Source organism: Achromobacter sp. NCFB-sbj8-Ac1-l (assembly GCF_052695805.1).
Genome location: NZ_CP199812.1, coordinates 890,104 through 907,899 on the forward strand (window position 1 = coordinate 890,104; position 17,796 = coordinate 907,899).

Here is a 17,796-nt window from a genome sequence, read left to right on the forward strand (position 1 = left end):
AAGCTCCCTATAATCTTGCTTCTTCGCAGTTCACACACATCAAGACGCGACGGCAACAGCGCAAGCCAAGCCCGGGCAAATTGAAGTGAATGAATGTGCAGGGCTGTTAGCTCAGTTGGTAGAGCAGCGGACTCTTAATCCGTAGGTCGAGTGTTCGAGCCACTCACAGCCCACCAGAATTCAAAAAGCCGTTGACGATGCAATCGTCAGCGGCTTTTTTCATTTTTGGTCGCTTGGGTGCCGGGCGGCCCCCATCGAATCACGGGGCTGAACCGCAGGACTGAACCACAGGACTGAACCACGGGGCTCATTCTGATTCCTTAGAAATCTCCCGCCATCGTAATCGCCCGGGCCTTGGCCTGTTCGATGGTGTCCGGCGCCAGGGCATCCCAGGTGTGTTCCACCGTCAGGCTGCGGACCTCTTGCACGCCGATGAACTTCAACCAGAAGTCGATGTAGTCAGCCTGGTGCGTGAACCCGGGGCTGCTCGCGCCTGCGCCCTGATCGTGGCTTTGTCCGCGCACATGGATCACCAGCGCGCGCTCGATCTGCAGCATGGGGCCATAGGCCTGGCCGTTGAAGGTGAACAGCATGTTGCGCTGGCTGACGAGGTCGATCAGGTGTTTGAGCTTGTAGGGGTAACCGAAATTCCACATCGGCACGCCCACGACGATCCGGTCGGCTTCCTGGAAACGCCTGGCGAGTGCTTCGATGCGCGCCCAGGCCGAGGATTCGACATCATCCATAGGCGCGTGGGACACACGCTTGTATTTGGCGCCGATCGTCCGACTGTCGAAGTCGGGCAAGTCCTCTTCCCAGACGTTCAGCGTATCGACTTCAAGCGACGGGCAGGCCTGGCCGCAGGCGTCGATGAACGCGTTGGCGATGGCAATGGACGCGGATTGTTCGCCGCGGGGGGAAGACACGATGTTCAGGAGACGCATGCGAGGTGATCCAAACGACCAGTGTGAGAGATGCCGTGGTCTGACACGTGCGCTGTCAGACGTCCTACGCAACTGGCATCTCAGATTTTTACGATTTCAATTGCAGTTGCAATCATTGGTGCGGCAATTCTATCGCCTTCCGATGTAATTGCAAATGCAATTATTGAGTGCCACGGACAGGCAAGCGGCGCATTAACCCAAGCCTTAAGGATGGTTGCACCCCAGCTAAACCACGTCGCGCACAGGCCTCTCTATAGTGACGGCATCGATTTCCTGGAGTGCCGTCATGTCCGTTGTTGCCTCGCCCGCCGCCTATCCCCGCGCGGTGTTGTTCGATCTGCTGACTGCTTTGCTGGACTCCTGGTCGGTCTGGAATGCCGCGGCAGGTTCCGAGGCCCGGGGCCGGGCCTGGCGGGCCGAGTACCTGCGCCTGACCTATGGTTGCGGCGCCTACCAGCCGTACGAACACCTGGTCGAGATGGCGGCCCGGGCCGTTGGCCTGCCGGCCGATGCGCCGGCGGCGCTGGAAGCCGGCTGGGATGGCCTGCCAGCCTGGGACGGCGCGCGTGAACTGCTGCAGGCGTTGCGGCCGCATTGCCGGCTGGGCGTGGTGACCAACTGCTCGCAGCGCCTGGGCCAGCGGGCGGCGGCGTTGCTGGGGGTGGATTGGGATGTGGTGGTGACCTCGGAAGAGGCGGGTTTCTACAAGCCAGACCCGCGGCCGTATGCGTTGGCATTGGCTCGGCTGGACACGCCTGCCTCCCAGGCGGCGTTCGTCGCGGGGTCGGGCTACGACCTGTTCGGCACCAGCAAGGTGGGGCTGCGCACCTACTGGCATAACCGGGTCGGCCTGGCGTTGCCGGAAGGCGCCCCGGCGCCGGAGGTGCAGTCGCCGCGATTGGAAGCCGCCGTGCCCTGGCTGGCCCGCTTTCAGACAGACGCGCCGGTGCGTTGAACCCGGCCAGGAAAACAGGCTGGCGACGGCTGCCATTGCCTCAGCCGCGGTACAAAATGTTGCGCGCTGTCCGCTGACACGCGCGGCATGACTGGACGTAACATGATTCTTGCTGCCGGCATCCGCCGGCGCACCGACAGGATCGTGGAGGTTGTCATGTACTCAAGAACAATACTCAAGCGTATCGCTGTAGTTGCCGCATCAGGGGCGTTGATGGCGGGTTGCGCCACCCAGCAGCAGACCAATACCGCGGTGGGCACGGGCGCGGGGGCCGCTATCGGCGCAGGCATCGGCGCCCTGATCGGCCACGGGACGGGCGCTGCGGTTGGCGCCGGCATCGGTGCGGTGGCCGGCGGATTGGTCGGCTACAACTGGAAGGTGGTCAAGGATGACGTCCAGCGTTCGGGCGCGTCCTCGCTGGGCATCGATGTGGTCGAGATGCCGGATGGCAGCCTGAAGGTCAACATCCCCAGCAACGTGTCGTTCGATACGGACAAGACCGACCTCAAGCCGGCGCTGCTGCCGGTGCTGGACAGCGTGGCGCGTTCGCTCAACCAGCATCCCGAACTGCGGGCCAAGGTGGTGGGCCATACGGACAGCACGGGCGCACTGGCGCACAACCAGACGCTGTCGGTGAATCGCGCGCGCAGCGTGACGGACTACCTCTCGCGCCAGGGCGTGGCAGCGACACGCTTGTCGATCGAAGGCCGTGGCCCCAACGATCCGATCGGCGACAATGCCACCGCAGACGGCCGCGCGCTGAACCGCCGGGTCGAGATCTACCTGTACGCGGTCAAGCAGTAAGGCCGCTTGGCGGGGCCAGGGAGCCTGGGGCGAGCCCTGTGCGGGCAGCCGGTCCTGGCACCTGGCCCCGCCTATTTTTCTGGAGTTCACCATGAGCATGTTTCCCCCTGCGCGTATCGGCACCGACATCGCGGTTGCCGCACTGTCCGGCTGGCAGGCCGTGGCCATGCGCGATGCCATCGAGAAGCGGTTTCGCTTCGCCAGTTTCAACGCGGCCTTCGGCTTCATGTCTCGGGTGGCCATGTTTGCTGAAAAGCTGAACCATCATCCTGAATGGACCAACGTCTACAACCGGGTGGACGTGATGTTGACCACGCACGACGCGGGCGGCGTGACGGAACTGGACGTGCGCATGGCGCAGTTCATGGATGAAGTCGCTGCACAGATGGGCGCGACCGCGCCGAAAGCGGCGTCGTAGCCGCGGCATTCGGAAAATGCGCGGCGCCAAAAAGAAAACCCGCCGACAGGCGGGTTTTGCTTGAAGCCCGGGGCCTCAGTTGCGCACGTAGTAGATGCGCATGGCTTGCTGCTTCTGGGCGCCGTCCATGACGCGCAGCACCACGACCTTGGGGGTGAAGCCGTCGGGCAGCTTCAGTTGGCCCAGGGCGTAGTCGTAGCGGTCGACATTGAGTGACGGGCCTTCCGGCGTGATGGTGGCGGCGCGGCCGTTGGGGTAGCTGCCGTCGATGGAGAAGGTGAGCGTGCCCTTGAAGGGCGCGCCGGTGCGTTCTTCGCGCATCACCAGCACCTGGTAGTCGAGCTGGCCGGGTTGGCGCTTGAAGGTGGCCGAGCGGATGCCCAGGTTGCCGCCGCGGGGATCGGGCGGCATGGCGTCCTGGAACAGGACCAATTCCTTGTTCTGGGTTTCCAGCTTGGCGCGGGCCTCGGCCAGGTCGGCGGTGAGCTTTTCGTGACCGGACTTGTTGGCGTCGCGCTGTTGCGTGGCTTCTTCGAGCTGGCTTTGCAGACGCTGGTTCTCAAGCTTGGAGGCGCTGAGTTCGCTGTGCAGCTGCTCGGATTGCTCGACGGTCAGGCGTTGCGGGCCGTAGTTGGTCTGCAGGAAGAGCACGCCGCCCGCGCCCAGGGCGATGCCCACCAGCAGCAGGACCAGCCAGCGCGGCATGCGGCGCGTGCGTTGGCCGGGTTGGTATACGGAGGGCTTGAATACGGCCCGTTGCGATCTTCCGAACATCCCCATTCCTAGAAAACTTCCTGTGTGGTGCCGGGCTGCGCGCTGCGCGCGCGAGCCAAAGCGTCAGAGAATACCCGGTTAACCCGGGGCGTTGGGCGCGCGGACAAGCCTCGTTGCGCACCTTGATATTGTGAAATATGTGGACATTGGTCGGAATTCAAACCGGGCGGGCAGCGAGCTGCGCGTCAAGGTCGGCCAACCGTTGGGGGGTGCCGACGTCTGTCCATCGGCCTGTATGACGTGCGCCGCGGACCTTGTCCTGTTCCATGGCATGCCGGAGCAGGGGGGCCAGTTTGGCGGTGGTGCCGGGGGCAATGCCCGCGAACAGGCTGGGATGGTAGACGCCGAAGCCGGAATAGGTCAAACGGGGTTCGCCGTGGTCATGCATCCGGCCATCGGGTTCCAGCACGAAATCGCCCGTGGGGTGGTGCGCCGGGTTGTCGACCATGAGCAGCCAGGCGCTGTCCGCCGGCAGGCGGGCGGCCAGGGCGGGGGCGGTGGCCACGTCCCAGTCACACCAGATATCGCCGCTGATCACCAGAAACGGGGCCGGACCCAGCAGCGGCAGGGCCTGGGCGATGCCGCCCGCCGTTTCCAGGGCGGTGCCTTCCGGCGAATAGCGGATGCGCACCCCGTAGGCCGCGCCGTCGCCAAGCGCGCGTTCGATCTCGTGCCCCAGCCAGGCATGGTTGATCACCACGTCGCGGATGCCGGCTGCGGCCAGGCGTTCCAGGTGCCAGACGATCAGTGGCTTGCCGCCGACCGGCAGCATGGGCTTGGGCAGGCGGTCGGTCAGCGGGCGCATGCGCTCGCCGCGGCCCGCGGCCAGGATCATGGCCCGCATCAGAAGGTGTACCCGACGCTGACCTGGCGGTCGTCCAGCTTGTCCAAGAGGCGCAGGAGGGGGGTGAAGACCCCATAGCGCTGGGCCACCTGGCGCACGTAGCCGTTCACGCGGGGCATGTGGGCCAGGTAATGGGCCTTGCCGTCGCGGTGGTTCAGGCGCGCGAACACGCCCAGGATGCGCAGGTTGCGCTGCAGGCCCATCCATTCGTAGGCGCGGTGGAACTCGGCGAAATCGGCGTCCACGGGCAGGCCGGCGGCGCGCGCCATTTCCCAGTAGCGGATGGCCCAGTCCAGTTGCTGCGGCTCTTCCCAGGTGGTGCGGGCGTCGGTGACCAGCGACGCCAGGTCATAGGTGATGGGGCCGGCCAGCGCGTCCTGGAAATCGATGACGCCCGGGTTGGGGCCATATTGCGGCTGGTCGCAGACCATCAGGTTGGGCGAATGGAAGTCGCGGTGCACCAGCACGGTGGGCTGGTTGCCGTTGCTGGCGGACAGCAGGGCGAAGATCTTTTCCAGGGCCAGGGCGGTCTTGTCGTCGATCGTGACGCCATGGTGCTTCTGCACGTACCACTCGGGGAACAGCTTGAGTTCATCGGCCAGCCGGGCGGTGTCGTAGGGGGCCAGGCCGGTGGTGGCCGACTGTTGCAGCCGCACCAGCGCGGCCAGGGCATCGCGGTACAGCGATTGCAGGCGGGCGTCGTCCAGGCCCTCCTGGATGCGTTGGTAATAGGTCTGCTCGCCCAGGTCGGACAGCAGCAGCAGGCCCTGGTCCAGGTCTTGCGCCAGCACGGCGGGCACGTTCAGGCCGGCATCGCGCAGCAGTTGCCCCACGTGCAGGAACGGGCGGCAGTCTTCGTGCTGGGGCGGGGCGTCCATGACAATCAGGGTGCGGCCGGCGGCGTCCAGGCGGAAATAGCGGCGGAAGCTGGCGTCGGCAGAGGCGGGGCGCAGCGAGTCCAGCGTCAGGCCCAGCTCGGCGGGCAGGCCTGCCAGCCAGGCGCGGATCTGCGCCAGGCGGGAGTCGTGATCGTTTTTCAAGGAAGATCCGTGTCAGAAGGGCAATATTGCTGAAATTTGGGTTCCGCGCACATAAGGCTGGGCGTCTGGCGCGGCTTCTCTATAATACCGGCTCGTTTCCGTTAGCATTGGCCCTTCTTGGGCGCCAGTGCCTGGTTCCCCCATCGTAAAAAAGGGCTGTTTTCACTCGTGCGCAAGGTTCGGTGGTTGATCCTATCTGCTATCAGCGTCGCCGGGGCCGCTCAGGCCCAGGGCAGCCAGGGTTCGGCTCCCTCGTCGACGTCGATCACCGCGGCTCCCGAGCTGCGCACCTCCCCCGGGCTGCGGATGCACCGCCTGCCGGACGGGAACATCCCGGCCTACATGGAGGCGGACACGATCGAAGGTGATCCGGATTCCGACCTGACCCTGACCGGCGCGGCGCAAGTGCGCCGCATCGACGGCGTGATCAAGGGCGACCGTATCAATTACCGCAAGGACACGGGCGACGTCGACGTCCAGGGCAATGCGCGCATGATGCGCGACGGCACCCTGGTGACCGGTCCGAACGCCAAGTTCAACGTCGACAAGTATTCCGGCGAAGTCGAAAAGCCGAACTTCTGGCTCGGCGCCACCGGCGGCTTCGCCGTGGCGGACAAGGCCGACATCTTCAGCAAGTCGCAGATGCGGCTGCACACGGTGACCTACAGCGGCTGCGCTTGCGAGACGCCGTCCTGGTACATCAAGGCCAACACGGTCGACATCGACTTCGACGAAAACGAAGGCGTGGCCCGTAACGGCGTGCTGTATTTCAAGGATGTGCCGATCCTGGCGTCGCCCTACATGACCTTCCCGGTCAAGAAAGAGCGCAAGTCGGGCTTCTTGATGCCCACGTATGGCACCACCAGCAAGGGTGGCTTCGACTTTTCGTTGCCTTACTATCTGAATATTGCGCCGAACTACGACGCCACGATTCAGCCGCGTTACTTCTCCAAGCGTGGTTTGCAGATGGGGGGTGAGTTCCGTTATCTGGGATCGGCACTGGGGTCCAGCTATGGGGGCGCCATTTATGGTGCATATCTACCTAACGACAATGTTACGGGCGATGACCGCTGGATGTACTGGTGGCGTCACCAGCAACTATTCTCCAATGGCTTTTACGCCGATTGGGACGTGGCCAAAGTATCCGATAACGACTATTTCCGGGATATTTCGCAGTTGGGCCTGAATCAGGCGTCGACCACCTACCTGCCGCAGCGCGCGCGCGTGGGTTGGGCATCGAACTACTGGAGCGCCTATGCTCAGGTCTATAAATACCAGACCTTGCAGGATCCCAATGCGCTGCTGACGCCGCCGTACGACAAGGAACCCGAACTATTCCTGCGTGGCGCGCGTTATGACTGGGGCGGCTTCGACTTGGACTGGACTTCGACGGCGGTTCGCTTCAGCCAGCCGCTCTTTCTGGGCAAGCGAAATGGTCCCAACGGCGATCGCCTGCAGACCTATCCTACGGTGTCTTACCCCATCGTCCGCCCGGGTTGGTTCGTCGTGCCCAAGGTGGGCGTCAATTACACCCAATATCAGACCAGTTGGTACGGCAGCGACTGGCTCGGTCTGAATTCTGGCACGGCCAATGCCGGCACGTCTGTCGGCTATCCACGTTCGCAATCGCGCACCGTGCCGATAATGTCGCTGGATACCGGCCTGATCTTCGAACGCGACACCACGCTGTTCGGCAAGGCGTCGACACAAACGCTGGAACCCCGCCTGTACTACCTGCGCGTGCCGTATCGCGACCAATCCAAGATTCCGGTCTACGACACGTCGTTGTCCGACTTCAGTTTTTCGCAGGCGTTCGAAGAGAACATCTATACCGGTGGCTGGGACCGCATTTCCAATGCCAACCAGTTGACCGCCGCGCTGACGACCCGCTGGCTCGACGCCTCGACCGGTTTCGAGCGCGCCTCGCTGGCCGTGGCGCAGCGCTTGTACTTCGCGGATCAGCAAGTGACCCTGCCGGGCGAGACGCCGCGCGAAAACGTGCGGTCCGACTTCCTGGTAGGTGCCAGCGCCGCCCTGACCGACACCTTCAGCACGGAAGTGGCGGCGCAGTACAACCCCTACGACAACCGTTGGTCGCGCACCTTGCTGAGCGGCCGCTGGTCGCCGCAGCGCCTGACGACGATCGCATTGGCGTACCGTTACCAGCGTGACCCACAGACGGGCGTGGCCTACCAGCCCCAGGGCCAGAACCAGGTCAGCCTGGCGGTGCAGTGGCCGTTCACCAAGCGCTGGTATGGCGTGGGCCGGGTTGACTACTCGCTGCGCAACGGGCCTTCCAGCACCGTGAGCGGCACGACCGATTCCCCGCGTATCACGCAGGCCATCGCCGGCCTCGAGTACAAGGGCAATTGCTGCTGGGTCGGCCGGATGGTGTTCCAGCGTTATGCCGTGTCTGCCACCGATGCCAACACGGCGCTGTTTTTCCAGCTTGAGTTGACCGGACTGGGTTCCCTGGGAACCGATCCGATGAACCTGCTGAATAGAAGTATCCCCGGTTATTCGAACATCACCCCGCCTGTTCCTACCGGGACCACATTTGAAAGGTATGAATGATGCGTAGGTTGCACTCTTTGCGTCGCTTCTCCGGCAACGCGCTGTTGCTGGCCGTTTGCGCCGCCTTCTCCGCCGCGCATGCGGCGGAGCCGACCGGCAAGGGCGGCAAGAACGCGCCCACCGCGCAGAAAGCCGCGTCGCAGCCTGCTGGCGAGCAGTTCGTCGACGGCATTGCCGCCGTGGTCGACAAGGACGTGATCACCCTGCGCGAACTGCGCGATGCCTCGCTGCGCATTGCCGGCGAACTCAAGGCGCGTGGCATCCAGGTGCCTGACGACAAGACGCTGCAGCACCAGGTGCTGCAACGCCTCATCATGGAGCGGGTGCAGCGCCACGAAGCCGACCGCATGGGGATCCGGGTGGACGACGCCCAGGTCGACCAGGCCATCAAAACCATTGCCGAGCGCAACAAGATCAGCGCGGCGCAACTGCGCCAGGAAATCGAGAAGTCCGGCACTACCTGGGACAGCTACCGCAAGTCCCTGCGTGACGAGATCCGTTCGGATCGTCTGCGCCAGCGCGCGGTGGATTCCAACATCGTCATCTCCGATGCCGAAGTGGACGCCTTCCTGAAAGACCAGCGCCGCAATCCGGCATTCGCCGCCGCCGCGCAGCCGGCCCAGCAGGCGCAGCAACCGGCCCAGCCGCAAGCGGCGCCCGAGCAGGCTGCGGCCCCCGCGGGCCCCATGCTGTACGCCGTGGCGCAGATCCTGGTGCGCGTGCCGGAAGGCTCGTCACCGGACCAGGTGGCAGCCTTGCGCAAGAAGGCTGAAGAACTGCTGGCGCGCGCCAAGCGCGGCGACGACTTCGCCAGCCTGGCCGCCGCCAGTTCCGATGGCCCCGAAGCCCTTCAGGGCGGGGTCATGGGCGTGCGTCCGCTGGACGGCTGGCCCGACCTGTTCGCCAAGGCCATCGCCAACCTGCAAAAAGGCCAGGTCAGCACGCTGCTGCAAAGCGGCAACGGCTTTCATATCCTGAAGGTCATGGACCGCGGCACCGCGCAGCCCGCACCCAGCCGTACGGCACGTGCGCCGGTGCCCACGCCGGCCCCGCAACCGCGTCCGCAGCCCCAGGCGCAAGCGCCGCAAGGCCCGGTGGAAGTGATGCAGACGCACGCGCGTCACATCCTGATCAAGACCTCCACCGTCATGAGCGACGAGCTGGCTCGCCAGCGGCTCGAACAGGTGCGTCAGCGCCTGGTGGCCGGCGATGCCAAGTTCGAAGACATGGCACGCCAGTACTCGCAGGACGCGACGGCGCCGCAGGGCGGCGATCTCGGCTGGCTGAATCCGGGCGAGACCGTGCCGCCGTTCGAGGCCGCGATGAACGCGCTCAAGCCGGGTGACATCAGCCAACCGATCCAGACGCCGTTCGGCTGGCACCTGATCCAGGTCGAAGAACGCCGTCAGCATGACGCCACCGACGACCTGGCGCGCATGAAGGCTCGCCAGATCCTGTTCGAGCGCCGCGCCCAACCCGCTTTTGAAGATTGGCTTGATCAACTGCGCGCCCAGGCGTACGTGGACAACCGCCTTGAAAAGCAGGACCGTATCAACCAGAACAACCGCTGATCACCAGCCCGGGCTTTTCATGTCTTCACACCAGGCGCGCAAGCGCTTTGGCCAGAACTTCCTGACCGACGAGAGCGTGGTCGAGTCCATCGTCCGGGCGGTCGGGCCCGCCCGCGACGATACCGTGGTCGAGATCGGCCCCGGCTTGTCTGCCCTGACCCGGCCACTGCTCGAACGGCTGGACCACCTGACCGCGGTTGAAATCGACCGCGATCTGGCGGCCCGCCTGCGCAAGCAATTCGAACCCGATCGCCTGACGGTGGTCGAGGCAGATGCCTTGACCGTGGATTTCTCGCAGTTCGGCAAGGGCCTGCGCGTGGTGGGCAACCTGCCGTACAACATCTCCAGTCCGCTGCTGTTTCACCTGATGACCTGGGCCGACCACATCCGCGACCAGCACTTCATGCTGCAGCGCGAAGTGATCGATCGCATGGTGGCGCAGGCTGGCAGCGGCGATTTCAGCCGCCTGTCGGTGATGCTGCAATCGCGCTACCGCATGCATAAGCTGTTCGACGTGCCGCCCGAGGCCTTCGATCCGCCACCCAAGGTGGTGTCTGCCATCGTGCGCATGGTGCCGTTGCCGGCCGACCGCCTGCGGCCGGTCAGCGAACGCGCCTTCGAAACGGTGGTGGCCCGTGCGTTCTCGCAGCGTCGCAAGATGCTGCGCCGGGTGCTGGCCGACTGGGCACCGCAGGTGCCCTGGGAAGCGCTGGATATCGCGCCGACGGCGCGTGCCGAAGACATTTCGGTGGACCGATACATCCGCTTGTCCGATGCGCTGGTCGAGGCCGGCATCCTGCAGCGCGGCTGACGCGGCATCCCCCCAAGAAAGCCCGCGTCGCGCGGGCTTTTTTTCGTGTCGTGAAAGCGCGAAGGACTACAGCATGCGCTTTTGCGCTGCCATCCATAGCTGCATGACATCGCGCGCGCGATCGTGCAGCAGGCGTTCGGCATCGGCCAGCGCCTGCTGCAGCGTGATGGGGCCGGGCGCCAGGCTGAAGGCGGCGCTGATGCCGCCGGCGTGCAGGGCCTCGTAACCCTCGCCCAGCGAACCGGCCAGGGCGACCACCGGCACACCGGCCTGGCGCGCGATGCGGGCGACGCCGGCCGGTGTCTTGCCGCGCAGGGTCTGGGCGTCCATGCGGCCTTCGCCGGTAAACACCAGCGTGGCTCCTTCCATGGCCGCGGCCAGGCCGCCGAGTTCGGCGACGATGTCGACGCCGGGGCGGAAGTGCGCATTGAGGAAGGTCTTGGCGGCAAAGCCCAGTCCACCCGCGGCGCCCGCGCCGGCCTCGTCGCGGTGGTCGGCGCCCAACTGGCGCGCACAGACATCGGCGAAGTGCGACAGCATGCCATCCAGCGTCTGCACCTGCTCGGGCGTAGCGCCTTTTTGCGGACCGAACACATGGGATGCGCCTTGCGGCCCGCACAGGGGATTGTCGACGTCGGAGGCAATGTCGAAGCGGACGTTGGCAAGGCGCGCATCCAGCCCGCGCGCGTCGATGCTGGCGAGTTGGCCCAGTGCGCCGCCGCCGGGCGGCAAGCTGCGGCCGTCCTTGTCGAGCAGGCGCAGGCCCAGCGCGGTGAGCATGCCGGCGCCGCCGTCGTTGGTGGCCGATCCGCCCAGGCCCAGGATGATGTGCTTGGCGCCGGCGTCCAGCGCGGCCACGATCAATTCACCCACGCCGTGGCTGCTGGCGCGCAGGGGGTCGCGCTTGGACGGCGCGATCAGTTCCAGGCCGGCCGCCGCGGCCATTTCGATGATGGCCGTGCCGTCATCGAGCAGGCCCCAGATGGCATCGACCTTGTGGCCCAGCGCGTCGTTGACCGTGCGTTGCCGCGCCTGGCCGCCCGCCGCGGCCAGCACGGCCTGCACCGTGCCTTCGCCGCCGTCGGCCATGGGGATGCAGACGGTCTGCGCGCCGGGAAAGGCGGCCTTGACGCCGCGCGCGATGGCCGCGGCGGCAACGGGTGCGGAAACGCTTTCTTTGAACGAGTCAGGAGCGATGACGATTTTCACGATGGCGGCGGCAGAGAGGGTGTCAGGGTGTTGACCATGATACCCGCGCGTTCGCGGGCGGCGTACCATAACGCTTTCGTTGTTCATGTGAGAGTGGATCGCCATGCCTGTATTGCGCCGCACCAAAATTGTCGCCACCCTGGGCCCGTCGACGTCGACGCCAGAACGCATCGACGCCATGATCAAGGCGGGCCTGGACGTCGCACGGCTGAACTTCTCGCACGGCAGCGCCGACGATCACCGCGAACGCGCCCGCCTGGTGCGCGAGACCGCGGCGCGGCAAGGCCGCTTCGTGGCCATCATGGGCGATCTGCAAGGCCCCAAGATCCGCATCGCGCGCTTCACCGACAAGCTGGTGCACCTGCAAGTGGGCCAGCCGTTCACACTGTCGCGCGTGTATCCGAAAGACGCCGGCACGGCCAGCATCGTAGGCATTGATTACCCCGAACTGGTGCAGGACTGCCGCGTGGGCGACGAGCTGCTGCTCGACGATGGTCGCGTGGTGCTGGTGGTGGACCGGGTCGAAGGCGACGAGGTCCACACCACCGTCACGGTGGGCGGCCCGCTGTCCAACAACAAGGGCATCAACCGGCGCGGCGGCGGTTTGTCCGCGCCCAGCCTGACCGACAAGGACCGGGTCGACATCAAGCTGGCCGCCGAAATGCAACTGGACTTTGTTGCCGTGTCGTTCCCGCGCTACGGCAGCGACATCGACGAAGCGCGCGAGCTGCTGCGCGCGGCGGGCAGCGAGGCCTGGATCATCGCCAAGATCGAACGCGCCGAAGCGGTGGCCGACGACGAGGCGCTGGACGCGCTGATCCGCGCCAGCGATGGCGTGATGGTGGCACGCGGCGACCTGGGCGTGGAAGTGGGCGACGCCGAACTGGTCGGCATCCAGAAGCGCATCATCCAGCACGCGCGCACGCTGAACAAGGTGGTGATCACCGCGACCCAGATGATGGAGTCCATGATTTCCAGCCCGATGCCCACGCGGGCCGAAGTGTCCGACGTGGCCAACGCGGTGCTGGACTACACCGATGCCGTGATGCTCTCGGCCGAAAGCGCCTCGGGCCAATACCCGGTCGAGACCGTGCAGGCCATGGCGCGCGTGTGCCTGGGCGCCGAAAAGCACCCCACCAGCACCAAGTCGCACCATCGCCTGGGCGAAACCTTCACCCGCTGCGACGAGACCATCGCGCTGGCGGCCATGTATGCGGCCAACCATTTTCCGGGCGTGAAAGCGATCATCGCGCTGACCGAAAGCGGCCACACGCCGCTGATCATGTCGCGCATCCGCTCCGGCGTGCCGATCTACTGCTACAGCCCGCACAGCGTCACGCAGAATCGCGTCACCATGTTCCGCGGCGTCTACACCATTCCGTTCGCACCGTCCGACTACGAGCCGGCCGACCTGAGCAACGCCGCCATCGATGAACTGAAGAAGCGCAACCTGGTGAAAGAGGGCGACTGGGTCATCCTGACCAAGGGCGACTTCTACCGCGACAGCGGCGGCACCAATGGCATGAAGATCCTGCTGGTCGATTGATCGGGCTGCGGCGTCGGTCCGGATCAGGACCGGCGCCGCGGGCGTTCAGCCGAAGAACCAGTAGCACACCCCGATGGCCGCGAGCACGCCGGCCAGGTCGGCGACCAGCGCGCAGCCGACCGCATGGCGCGCACGCAAAATGCCGACCGAACCGAAGTACACGGCCAGCACGTAGAAGGTGGTTTCGGTGCTGCCTTGCACCACTGCCGCCAGCAGCGCCGGAAAACTGTCCACCCCGAAGTGCGTCATGGTCTCGAGCATCAGGGCGCGGGCTGCGCTGCCCGAGAACGGCTTGACCAGGGCGGTGGGCAGGGCATCCACGAAGCGCGTGTCCCAGCCGGCGTGGGCGGCGACCCAACGAATGCCATCGAGCAGGAAGTCCAGCGCGCCGGAGGCCCGCAACACGCCCACCGCGCACAGCATCGCCACCAGGTACGGCAACAGGCTCTTGGCGATGTCGAAGCCTTCCTTGGCGCCTTCGATGAAGGCCTCGTAGACCGGCACTTTTTTCCAGGCGCCCACCACCAGGAAGGCGAGCAGGATGCCGAACAGGGCCAGGTTGCCCATCAGCGACGACAGCGCGGCGATGGCGTTGGCCGACATGCTGGCCAGGAGCGCCATGAAGCCGCCCAGCACCAGCGCCACGCCGCCCAGCCACAGCAGGATGACGGGATCGGCCAGCCGCAGGCGCTGGCAGGCCGCCACCGCCAGGAAGCCGGCCAGCGTGGATGCGCTGGTGGCCAGCAGGATCGGCAGGAACACCAAGGTGGGATCGGCCGCGCCTTGCTGGGCGCGGAACATGAACAGGGTCACCGGCAGCAGCGTCAATGATGACGCGTTCAGCACCAGGAACAGGATCTGCGCGTTGGTGGCGGTGTCCGGCTTGGGATTGAGCGATTGCAGCTCGCGCATGGCACGCAGGCCGATGGGCGTGGCGGCATTGTCCAGTCCCAGTCCGTTGGCGGCGAAATTCAGCGTGATGAGGCCGATGGCCGGATGGTTGCGCGGCACCTCCGGCATCAGCCGGGCGAACAGCGGGCCGAGCAGCCACGCCAGCTTCTCGACCAGGCCCGCGCGCTCGGCGATGCGCAGAAACCCCAGCCATAGCGTCAGGGTGCCGAACAGCAGCACCATGACTTCGACCGAGATGCGCGCCATGTCGAACAGGCTGGCGACCATGGCGCGAAAGACGTCGGGCTCGCCGATGGCCAGCCAGCGGTACAGGGCGGCAGCGGTGGCCGTCAGGAAAAAGCCCAGCCAGAGTTTGTTCAGCATGCGGCGTGTGCCTGGATAGCGGTTGATTGCGTTCCCGCAAAGGGGAGGCCCATTGTCGCAGAGTCAGCCCGCTCCAGCTTGGCCCCGGCCCCCCAATTCTGGTACTTTGACCCGATACGCCCAGTGGCATCGAACAAGAAGGGGAGCACATGGATTTGAACGCATGGCGCCGGCGCCGCATCTCCGAACCCGCTTATCGTTGGGCCCGCAAGGCCATGCCGCCGCTGTCGCCCACCGAACGCGAAGCCATCGAGGCTGGCGACACCTGGTGGGATGCCGACCTGTTCACCGGCAACCCCGATTGGCGCAAGCTGCTCGATGTGCCCGCCGCCACCCTGACGCCCGACGAACAACGCTTCATCGACGGCCCCGTGGCGCAGCTGTGCGCCATGCTGGACGAATGGGACATCACCTGGAACCGGCGCGACCTGCCGGCCGAGGTCTGGGCGTTTCTGAAGGCACAGCGCTTTTTCGGCATGATCATTCCCAAGCGCTACGGCGGGCTGGGTTTTTCGCCTTACGCGCATTCCGAAGTGGTGCGGCGCATTTCCGCCTATTCCATCACCGCCGGGGTCACTGTGATGGTGCCCAATTCGCTGGGACCGGGCGAGCTGCTGCTGCAGTTCGGCACGCCCGCCCAGCGCGACTACTGGCTGCCCCGCCTGGCCGATGGCCGCGAGGTGCCGTGCTTCGGGCTGACCAGCCCCGAGGCCGGTTCCGACGCCGCGTCCATGGTCGATACCGGCATCGTCTGCCGTCAGGTGGTCGATGGGCGCGAGCTGATCGGCGTGCGGCTGAACTGGCACAAGCGCTACATCACGCTGGGGCCGGTGGCCACGGTGCTGGGGCTGGCATTCAAGATGTCGGACCCCGATGGCATCCTGGGCGGCGCGCGCGACATCGGCATTTCGGTGGCGCTGGTGCCCACCGACGCGCCCGGTGTCGAGATCGGCCGCCGCCACCTGCCGGCCATGCAGGTGTTCCAGAACGGCCCCAACCGCGGCCACGACGTGTTCGTGCCGCTGGACGCCCTGATCGGCGGGGCCGAGCGCGCCGGCCACGGCTGGCAGATGCTGATGAGCGCGCTGGCTGCGGGGCGCGGCATTTCGCTGCCATCGCTGTCGGCCGCCGCCTGCGTCATGAGCGCCCACGCCACCGGCATGTATGCCCGGGTGCGTGAACAGTTCGGCATCCCGGTAGGCAAGTTCGAGGGCGTGCAGGAAAGGCTGGCCAGCCTGGCGGGCAATGCCTACCTGGTGGAAGCCGCTCGCCGGTTGACCTGCGCGGCGCTGAACCAGGATGTGAAGCCCGCGGTGGTGTCGGGCATCATGAAGTACCACGCCACCGAACGCATGCGGGTGTCGGTCAACGACGCCATGGACGTGCATGCCGGCCGGGCGGTCATCGACGGGCCCAGCAATTACCTGGGTGCGCTGTACCGCGCGGTGCCCATCGCCATTACGGTGGAAGGCGCCAACATCCTGACCCGCAACCTGATCATCTTCGGCCAGGGTGCCATCCGTGCCCATCCGTACCTGATGCCGGAAATGCTGGCGCTGGGCAACCCCGACGAAGAGCGCGGCATGGAGGTCTTCCATGACGTGTTCTGGCGTCACTTGCGGCACACCGGCATGAATGCGCTGCGTGCCATCGGCCGCGCCTGGACGGGCGGCGTCCTGGCGCCGACGCCGGTGTCCGGGCCCACCGCCCGGCACTATCGCCGGCTGGGGCGCTATGCGTCCGGCTTCGCGCTGCTGGCGGATGCCACGCTGGCCCAGCTGGGCGGCGGGCTGAAGCGCCGCGAGATGATCTCGGCGCGGCTGGGCGACATCCTGTCCGAGCTGTACCTGCTGTCGGCGGTGCTCAAGCGCTGGGAAGACGAAGGCCGCAAGCACGACGACCTGCCGCTGGTGCATTGGTGCCTGCAACAGGGCTACGCGGAAATCGAAAAACGCATGGACCAGGTGCTGTCGAACCTGCCCGGCCGGGTGATGGCCTGGGGCTTGCGGGCGGCTATCCTGCCGCTGCGGCTGGCCAAGGGGCCGGACGACGCGCTGACCCGCGAATGCGCCGAACTGCTGCTCAAACCGTCGCCCACCCACGTGCGGTTGGCGGCCGACCTGCAACGGGCGGCGGCCGACAGTGCGCAAGACGATGATCCGCTGGCGCTGCTGACGCGCGCCTTTGCGGTGGTGGATGCGGTGCAGCCGATCCGCGACCGGCTCAAGCAGTCGGGCGTGCGCGACTGGCGCGAGGCGCATCGCCATGGTGCGATCTCGGCATCGCAGGCGGCGCAGCTGGAAGAGGCCGAGGCGATCGTGTCGCGGGTGCTGCAAGTGGATGATTTCGCGCCGCGCGACCTGTCGCCGCAGGCGGCAGAGGCCGAAGCCACGCCGGGCCGCGAGCCCGCGGCCAAGACCGAAGCCTCGCCGGCACATGAGCCCGCAGCCGATGCCGGCACGGACGTCAAGCCCGCGCCGACACCGCCTGCCGATCAGTCGTCCTGATTCGGGTCCATGCCCGGGAACAGGATTTCCGTGAAGCCGAACTTCGTGAAATCCTGGATCCGGGACGGATACAGCCGGCCGATCAGGTGGTCGCATTCGTGCTGCACCACCCGGGCATGGAAGCCTTCGGCTTCGCGCTCGATGTCGCGGCCGTAGGGATCCTTGCCGCGGTAGCGGATGTGGCGGTAGCGCGGCACCATGCCGCGCAGGCCCGGCACCGACAGGCAGCCTTCCCAACCGTCTTCCATCTCGTCCGACAGCGGCGTGATGACGGGATTGCACAGGATGGTCTGCGGCACCGCGGGCGCATCGGGATAGCGCTCGTTGCGGTCAAAGCCGAAGATGACCAGTTGCAGGTCCACGCCGATCTGCGGCGCGGCCAGGCCAACGCCTTGCGCCGCCGCCATGGTCTCGAACATGTCTGCGATCAGGGCGTGCAGCTCGGGGGTATCGAAGCGCTCGACCGGCGGCGCGATGCGCAGCAGCCGGGGATCGCCCATTTTCAGGATGGTGTGGATCATGGC

At 66.1% G+C, this 17,796-nt stretch carries 15 protein-coding genes and 1 tRNA gene; 9 read left to right on the forward strand and 7 right to left on the reverse strand.

Going from position 1 to position 17,796, the window contains the following annotated elements; translation table 11 throughout:
- Window positions 1-100 precede the first annotated feature (100 nt).
- Window positions 101-176: transfer RNA gene (locus tag ACUDP5_RS04210), tRNA-Lys, on the forward strand.
- 144 nt (window positions 177-320) lie between these two features.
- Here ACUDP5_RS04210 and ACUDP5_RS04215 read toward each other — a convergent pair.
- Window positions 321-944 (reverse strand): FMN-dependent NADH-azoreductase, encoded by a 624-nt coding sequence (locus ACUDP5_RS04215; protein ID WP_263913879.1) that lies wholly within the window; start codon window positions 942-944, stop codon window positions 321-323.
- A gap of 286 nt (window positions 945-1,230) precedes the next feature.
- Here ACUDP5_RS04215 and ACUDP5_RS04220 point away from each other — a divergent pair, with 286 nt between their 5' ends.
- The 3 genes from ACUDP5_RS04220 (at window position 1,231) to ACUDP5_RS04230 (ending at window position 3,121) form a co-directional block, all read left to right on the forward strand.
- Window positions 1,231-1,899 carry an HAD family hydrolase gene (locus ACUDP5_RS04220; RefSeq protein ID WP_263913880.1) on the forward strand — a complete coding sequence of 223 codons (669 nt, stop codon included), beginning with the start codon at window positions 1,231-1,233 and terminating at the stop codon, window positions 1,897-1,899.
- 156 nt (window positions 1,900-2,055) lie between these two features.
- Window positions 2,056-2,703 carry an OmpA family protein gene (locus ACUDP5_RS04225; RefSeq protein ID WP_263913881.1) on the forward strand — a complete coding sequence of 216 codons (648 nt, stop codon included), beginning with the start codon at window positions 2,056-2,058 and terminating at the stop codon, window positions 2,701-2,703.
- 91 nt (window positions 2,704-2,794) lie between these two features.
- The gene (locus ACUDP5_RS04230; RefSeq protein WP_263913882.1) at window positions 2,795-3,121 is read left to right on the forward strand and encodes a 4a-hydroxytetrahydrobiopterin dehydratase; all 327 of its coding nucleotides are present in this window, start codon (window positions 2,795-2,797) and stop codon (window positions 3,119-3,121) included.
- A gap of 75 nt (window positions 3,122-3,196) precedes the next feature.
- Here the strand turns inward: ACUDP5_RS04230 and ACUDP5_RS04235 are convergent, their stop codons facing one another.
- The 3 genes from ACUDP5_RS04235 to ACUDP5_RS04245 form a co-directional block, all read right to left on the reverse strand.
- Window positions 3,197-3,895 (reverse strand): DUF6776 family protein, encoded by a 699-nt coding sequence (locus tag ACUDP5_RS04235; protein ID WP_263913883.1) that lies wholly within the window; start codon window positions 3,893-3,895, stop codon window positions 3,197-3,199.
- Window positions 3,896-4,052: 157 nt separating this feature from the next.
- Complete coding sequence (gene murU, locus ACUDP5_RS04240) at window positions 4,053-4,739, reverse strand: N-acetylmuramate alpha-1-phosphate uridylyltransferase MurU (RefSeq protein ID WP_445658207.1); 687 nt, start codon at window positions 4,737-4,739, stop codon at window positions 4,053-4,055.
- Window positions 4,739-5,779 (reverse strand): aminoglycoside phosphotransferase family protein, encoded by a 1,041-nt coding sequence (locus ACUDP5_RS04245; RefSeq protein ID WP_445658208.1) that lies wholly within the window; start codon window positions 5,777-5,779, stop codon window positions 4,739-4,741. The genes murU and ACUDP5_RS04245 overlap by 1 nt, the downstream gene beginning before the upstream one ends.
- 168 nt (window positions 5,780-5,947) lie before the next feature.
- Between ACUDP5_RS04245 and ACUDP5_RS04250 the strand changes: the two genes are divergently transcribed.
- From ACUDP5_RS04250 to rsmA, 3 genes are read left to right on the forward strand one after another with little or no spacing between them, the layout of a single operon-like run.
- Window positions 5,948-8,353: an LPS-assembly protein LptD gene (locus ACUDP5_RS04250; RefSeq protein ID WP_445659128.1), complete on the forward strand. Its 2,406-nt coding sequence runs from the start codon at window positions 5,948-5,950 to the stop codon at window positions 8,351-8,353.
- The gene (locus ACUDP5_RS04255) at window positions 8,350-9,924 is read left to right on the forward strand and encodes a peptidylprolyl isomerase (protein WP_263913886.1); all 1,575 of its coding nucleotides are present in this window, start codon (window positions 8,350-8,352) and stop codon (window positions 9,922-9,924) included. Before ACUDP5_RS04250 ends, ACUDP5_RS04255 begins: the two co-directional genes overlap by 4 nt.
- Window positions 9,925-9,943: 19 nt before the next feature.
- Complete coding sequence (gene rsmA / locus ACUDP5_RS04260; RefSeq protein WP_263913887.1) at window positions 9,944-10,735, forward strand: 16S rRNA (adenine(1518)-N(6)/adenine(1519)-N(6))-dimethyltransferase RsmA; 792 nt, start codon at window positions 9,944-9,946, stop codon at window positions 10,733-10,735.
- A gap of 66 nt (window positions 10,736-10,801) precedes the next feature.
- Here rsmA and ACUDP5_RS04265 read toward each other — a convergent pair whose 3' ends face one another.
- Window positions 10,802-11,944 (reverse strand): glycerate kinase, encoded by a 1,143-nt coding sequence (locus tag ACUDP5_RS04265; RefSeq protein ID WP_263913888.1) that lies wholly within the window; start codon window positions 11,942-11,944, stop codon window positions 10,802-10,804.
- Window positions 11,945-12,047: 103 nt separating this feature from the next.
- On the opposite strand from ACUDP5_RS04265, the gene pyk reads away from it, so the two are divergent.
- On the forward strand, window positions 12,048-13,490 hold the full coding sequence (pyk, locus tag ACUDP5_RS04270; protein ID WP_263913889.1) for a pyruvate kinase: 1,443 nt from the start codon (window positions 12,048-12,050) through the stop codon (window positions 13,488-13,490).
- Between the two features lie 45 nt (window positions 13,491-13,535).
- On the opposite strand, the gene ACUDP5_RS04275 is transcribed toward pyk, so the two are convergent.
- Complete coding sequence (locus ACUDP5_RS04275; protein ID WP_263913890.1) at window positions 13,536-14,765, reverse strand: spore maturation protein; 1,230 nt, start codon at window positions 14,763-14,765, stop codon at window positions 13,536-13,538.
- Window positions 14,766-14,914: 149 nt separating this feature from the next.
- On the opposite strand from ACUDP5_RS04275, the gene ACUDP5_RS04280 reads away from it, so the two are divergent.
- Window positions 14,915-17,272: an acyl-CoA dehydrogenase gene (locus ACUDP5_RS04280; RefSeq protein ID WP_445658209.1), complete on the forward strand. Its 2,358-nt coding sequence runs from the start codon at window positions 14,915-14,917 to the stop codon at window positions 17,270-17,272.
- On the opposite strand, the gene def is transcribed toward ACUDP5_RS04280, so the two are convergent.
- A complete protein-coding gene (gene def / locus ACUDP5_RS04285) occupies window positions 17,260-17,793 on the reverse strand; it encodes a peptide deformylase (protein WP_445658210.1) in 534 nt (177 codons plus the stop codon). The two genes, ACUDP5_RS04280 and def, sit on opposite strands and share 13 nt — an antisense overlap.
- Window positions 17,794-17,796: the final 3 nt, after the last annotated feature.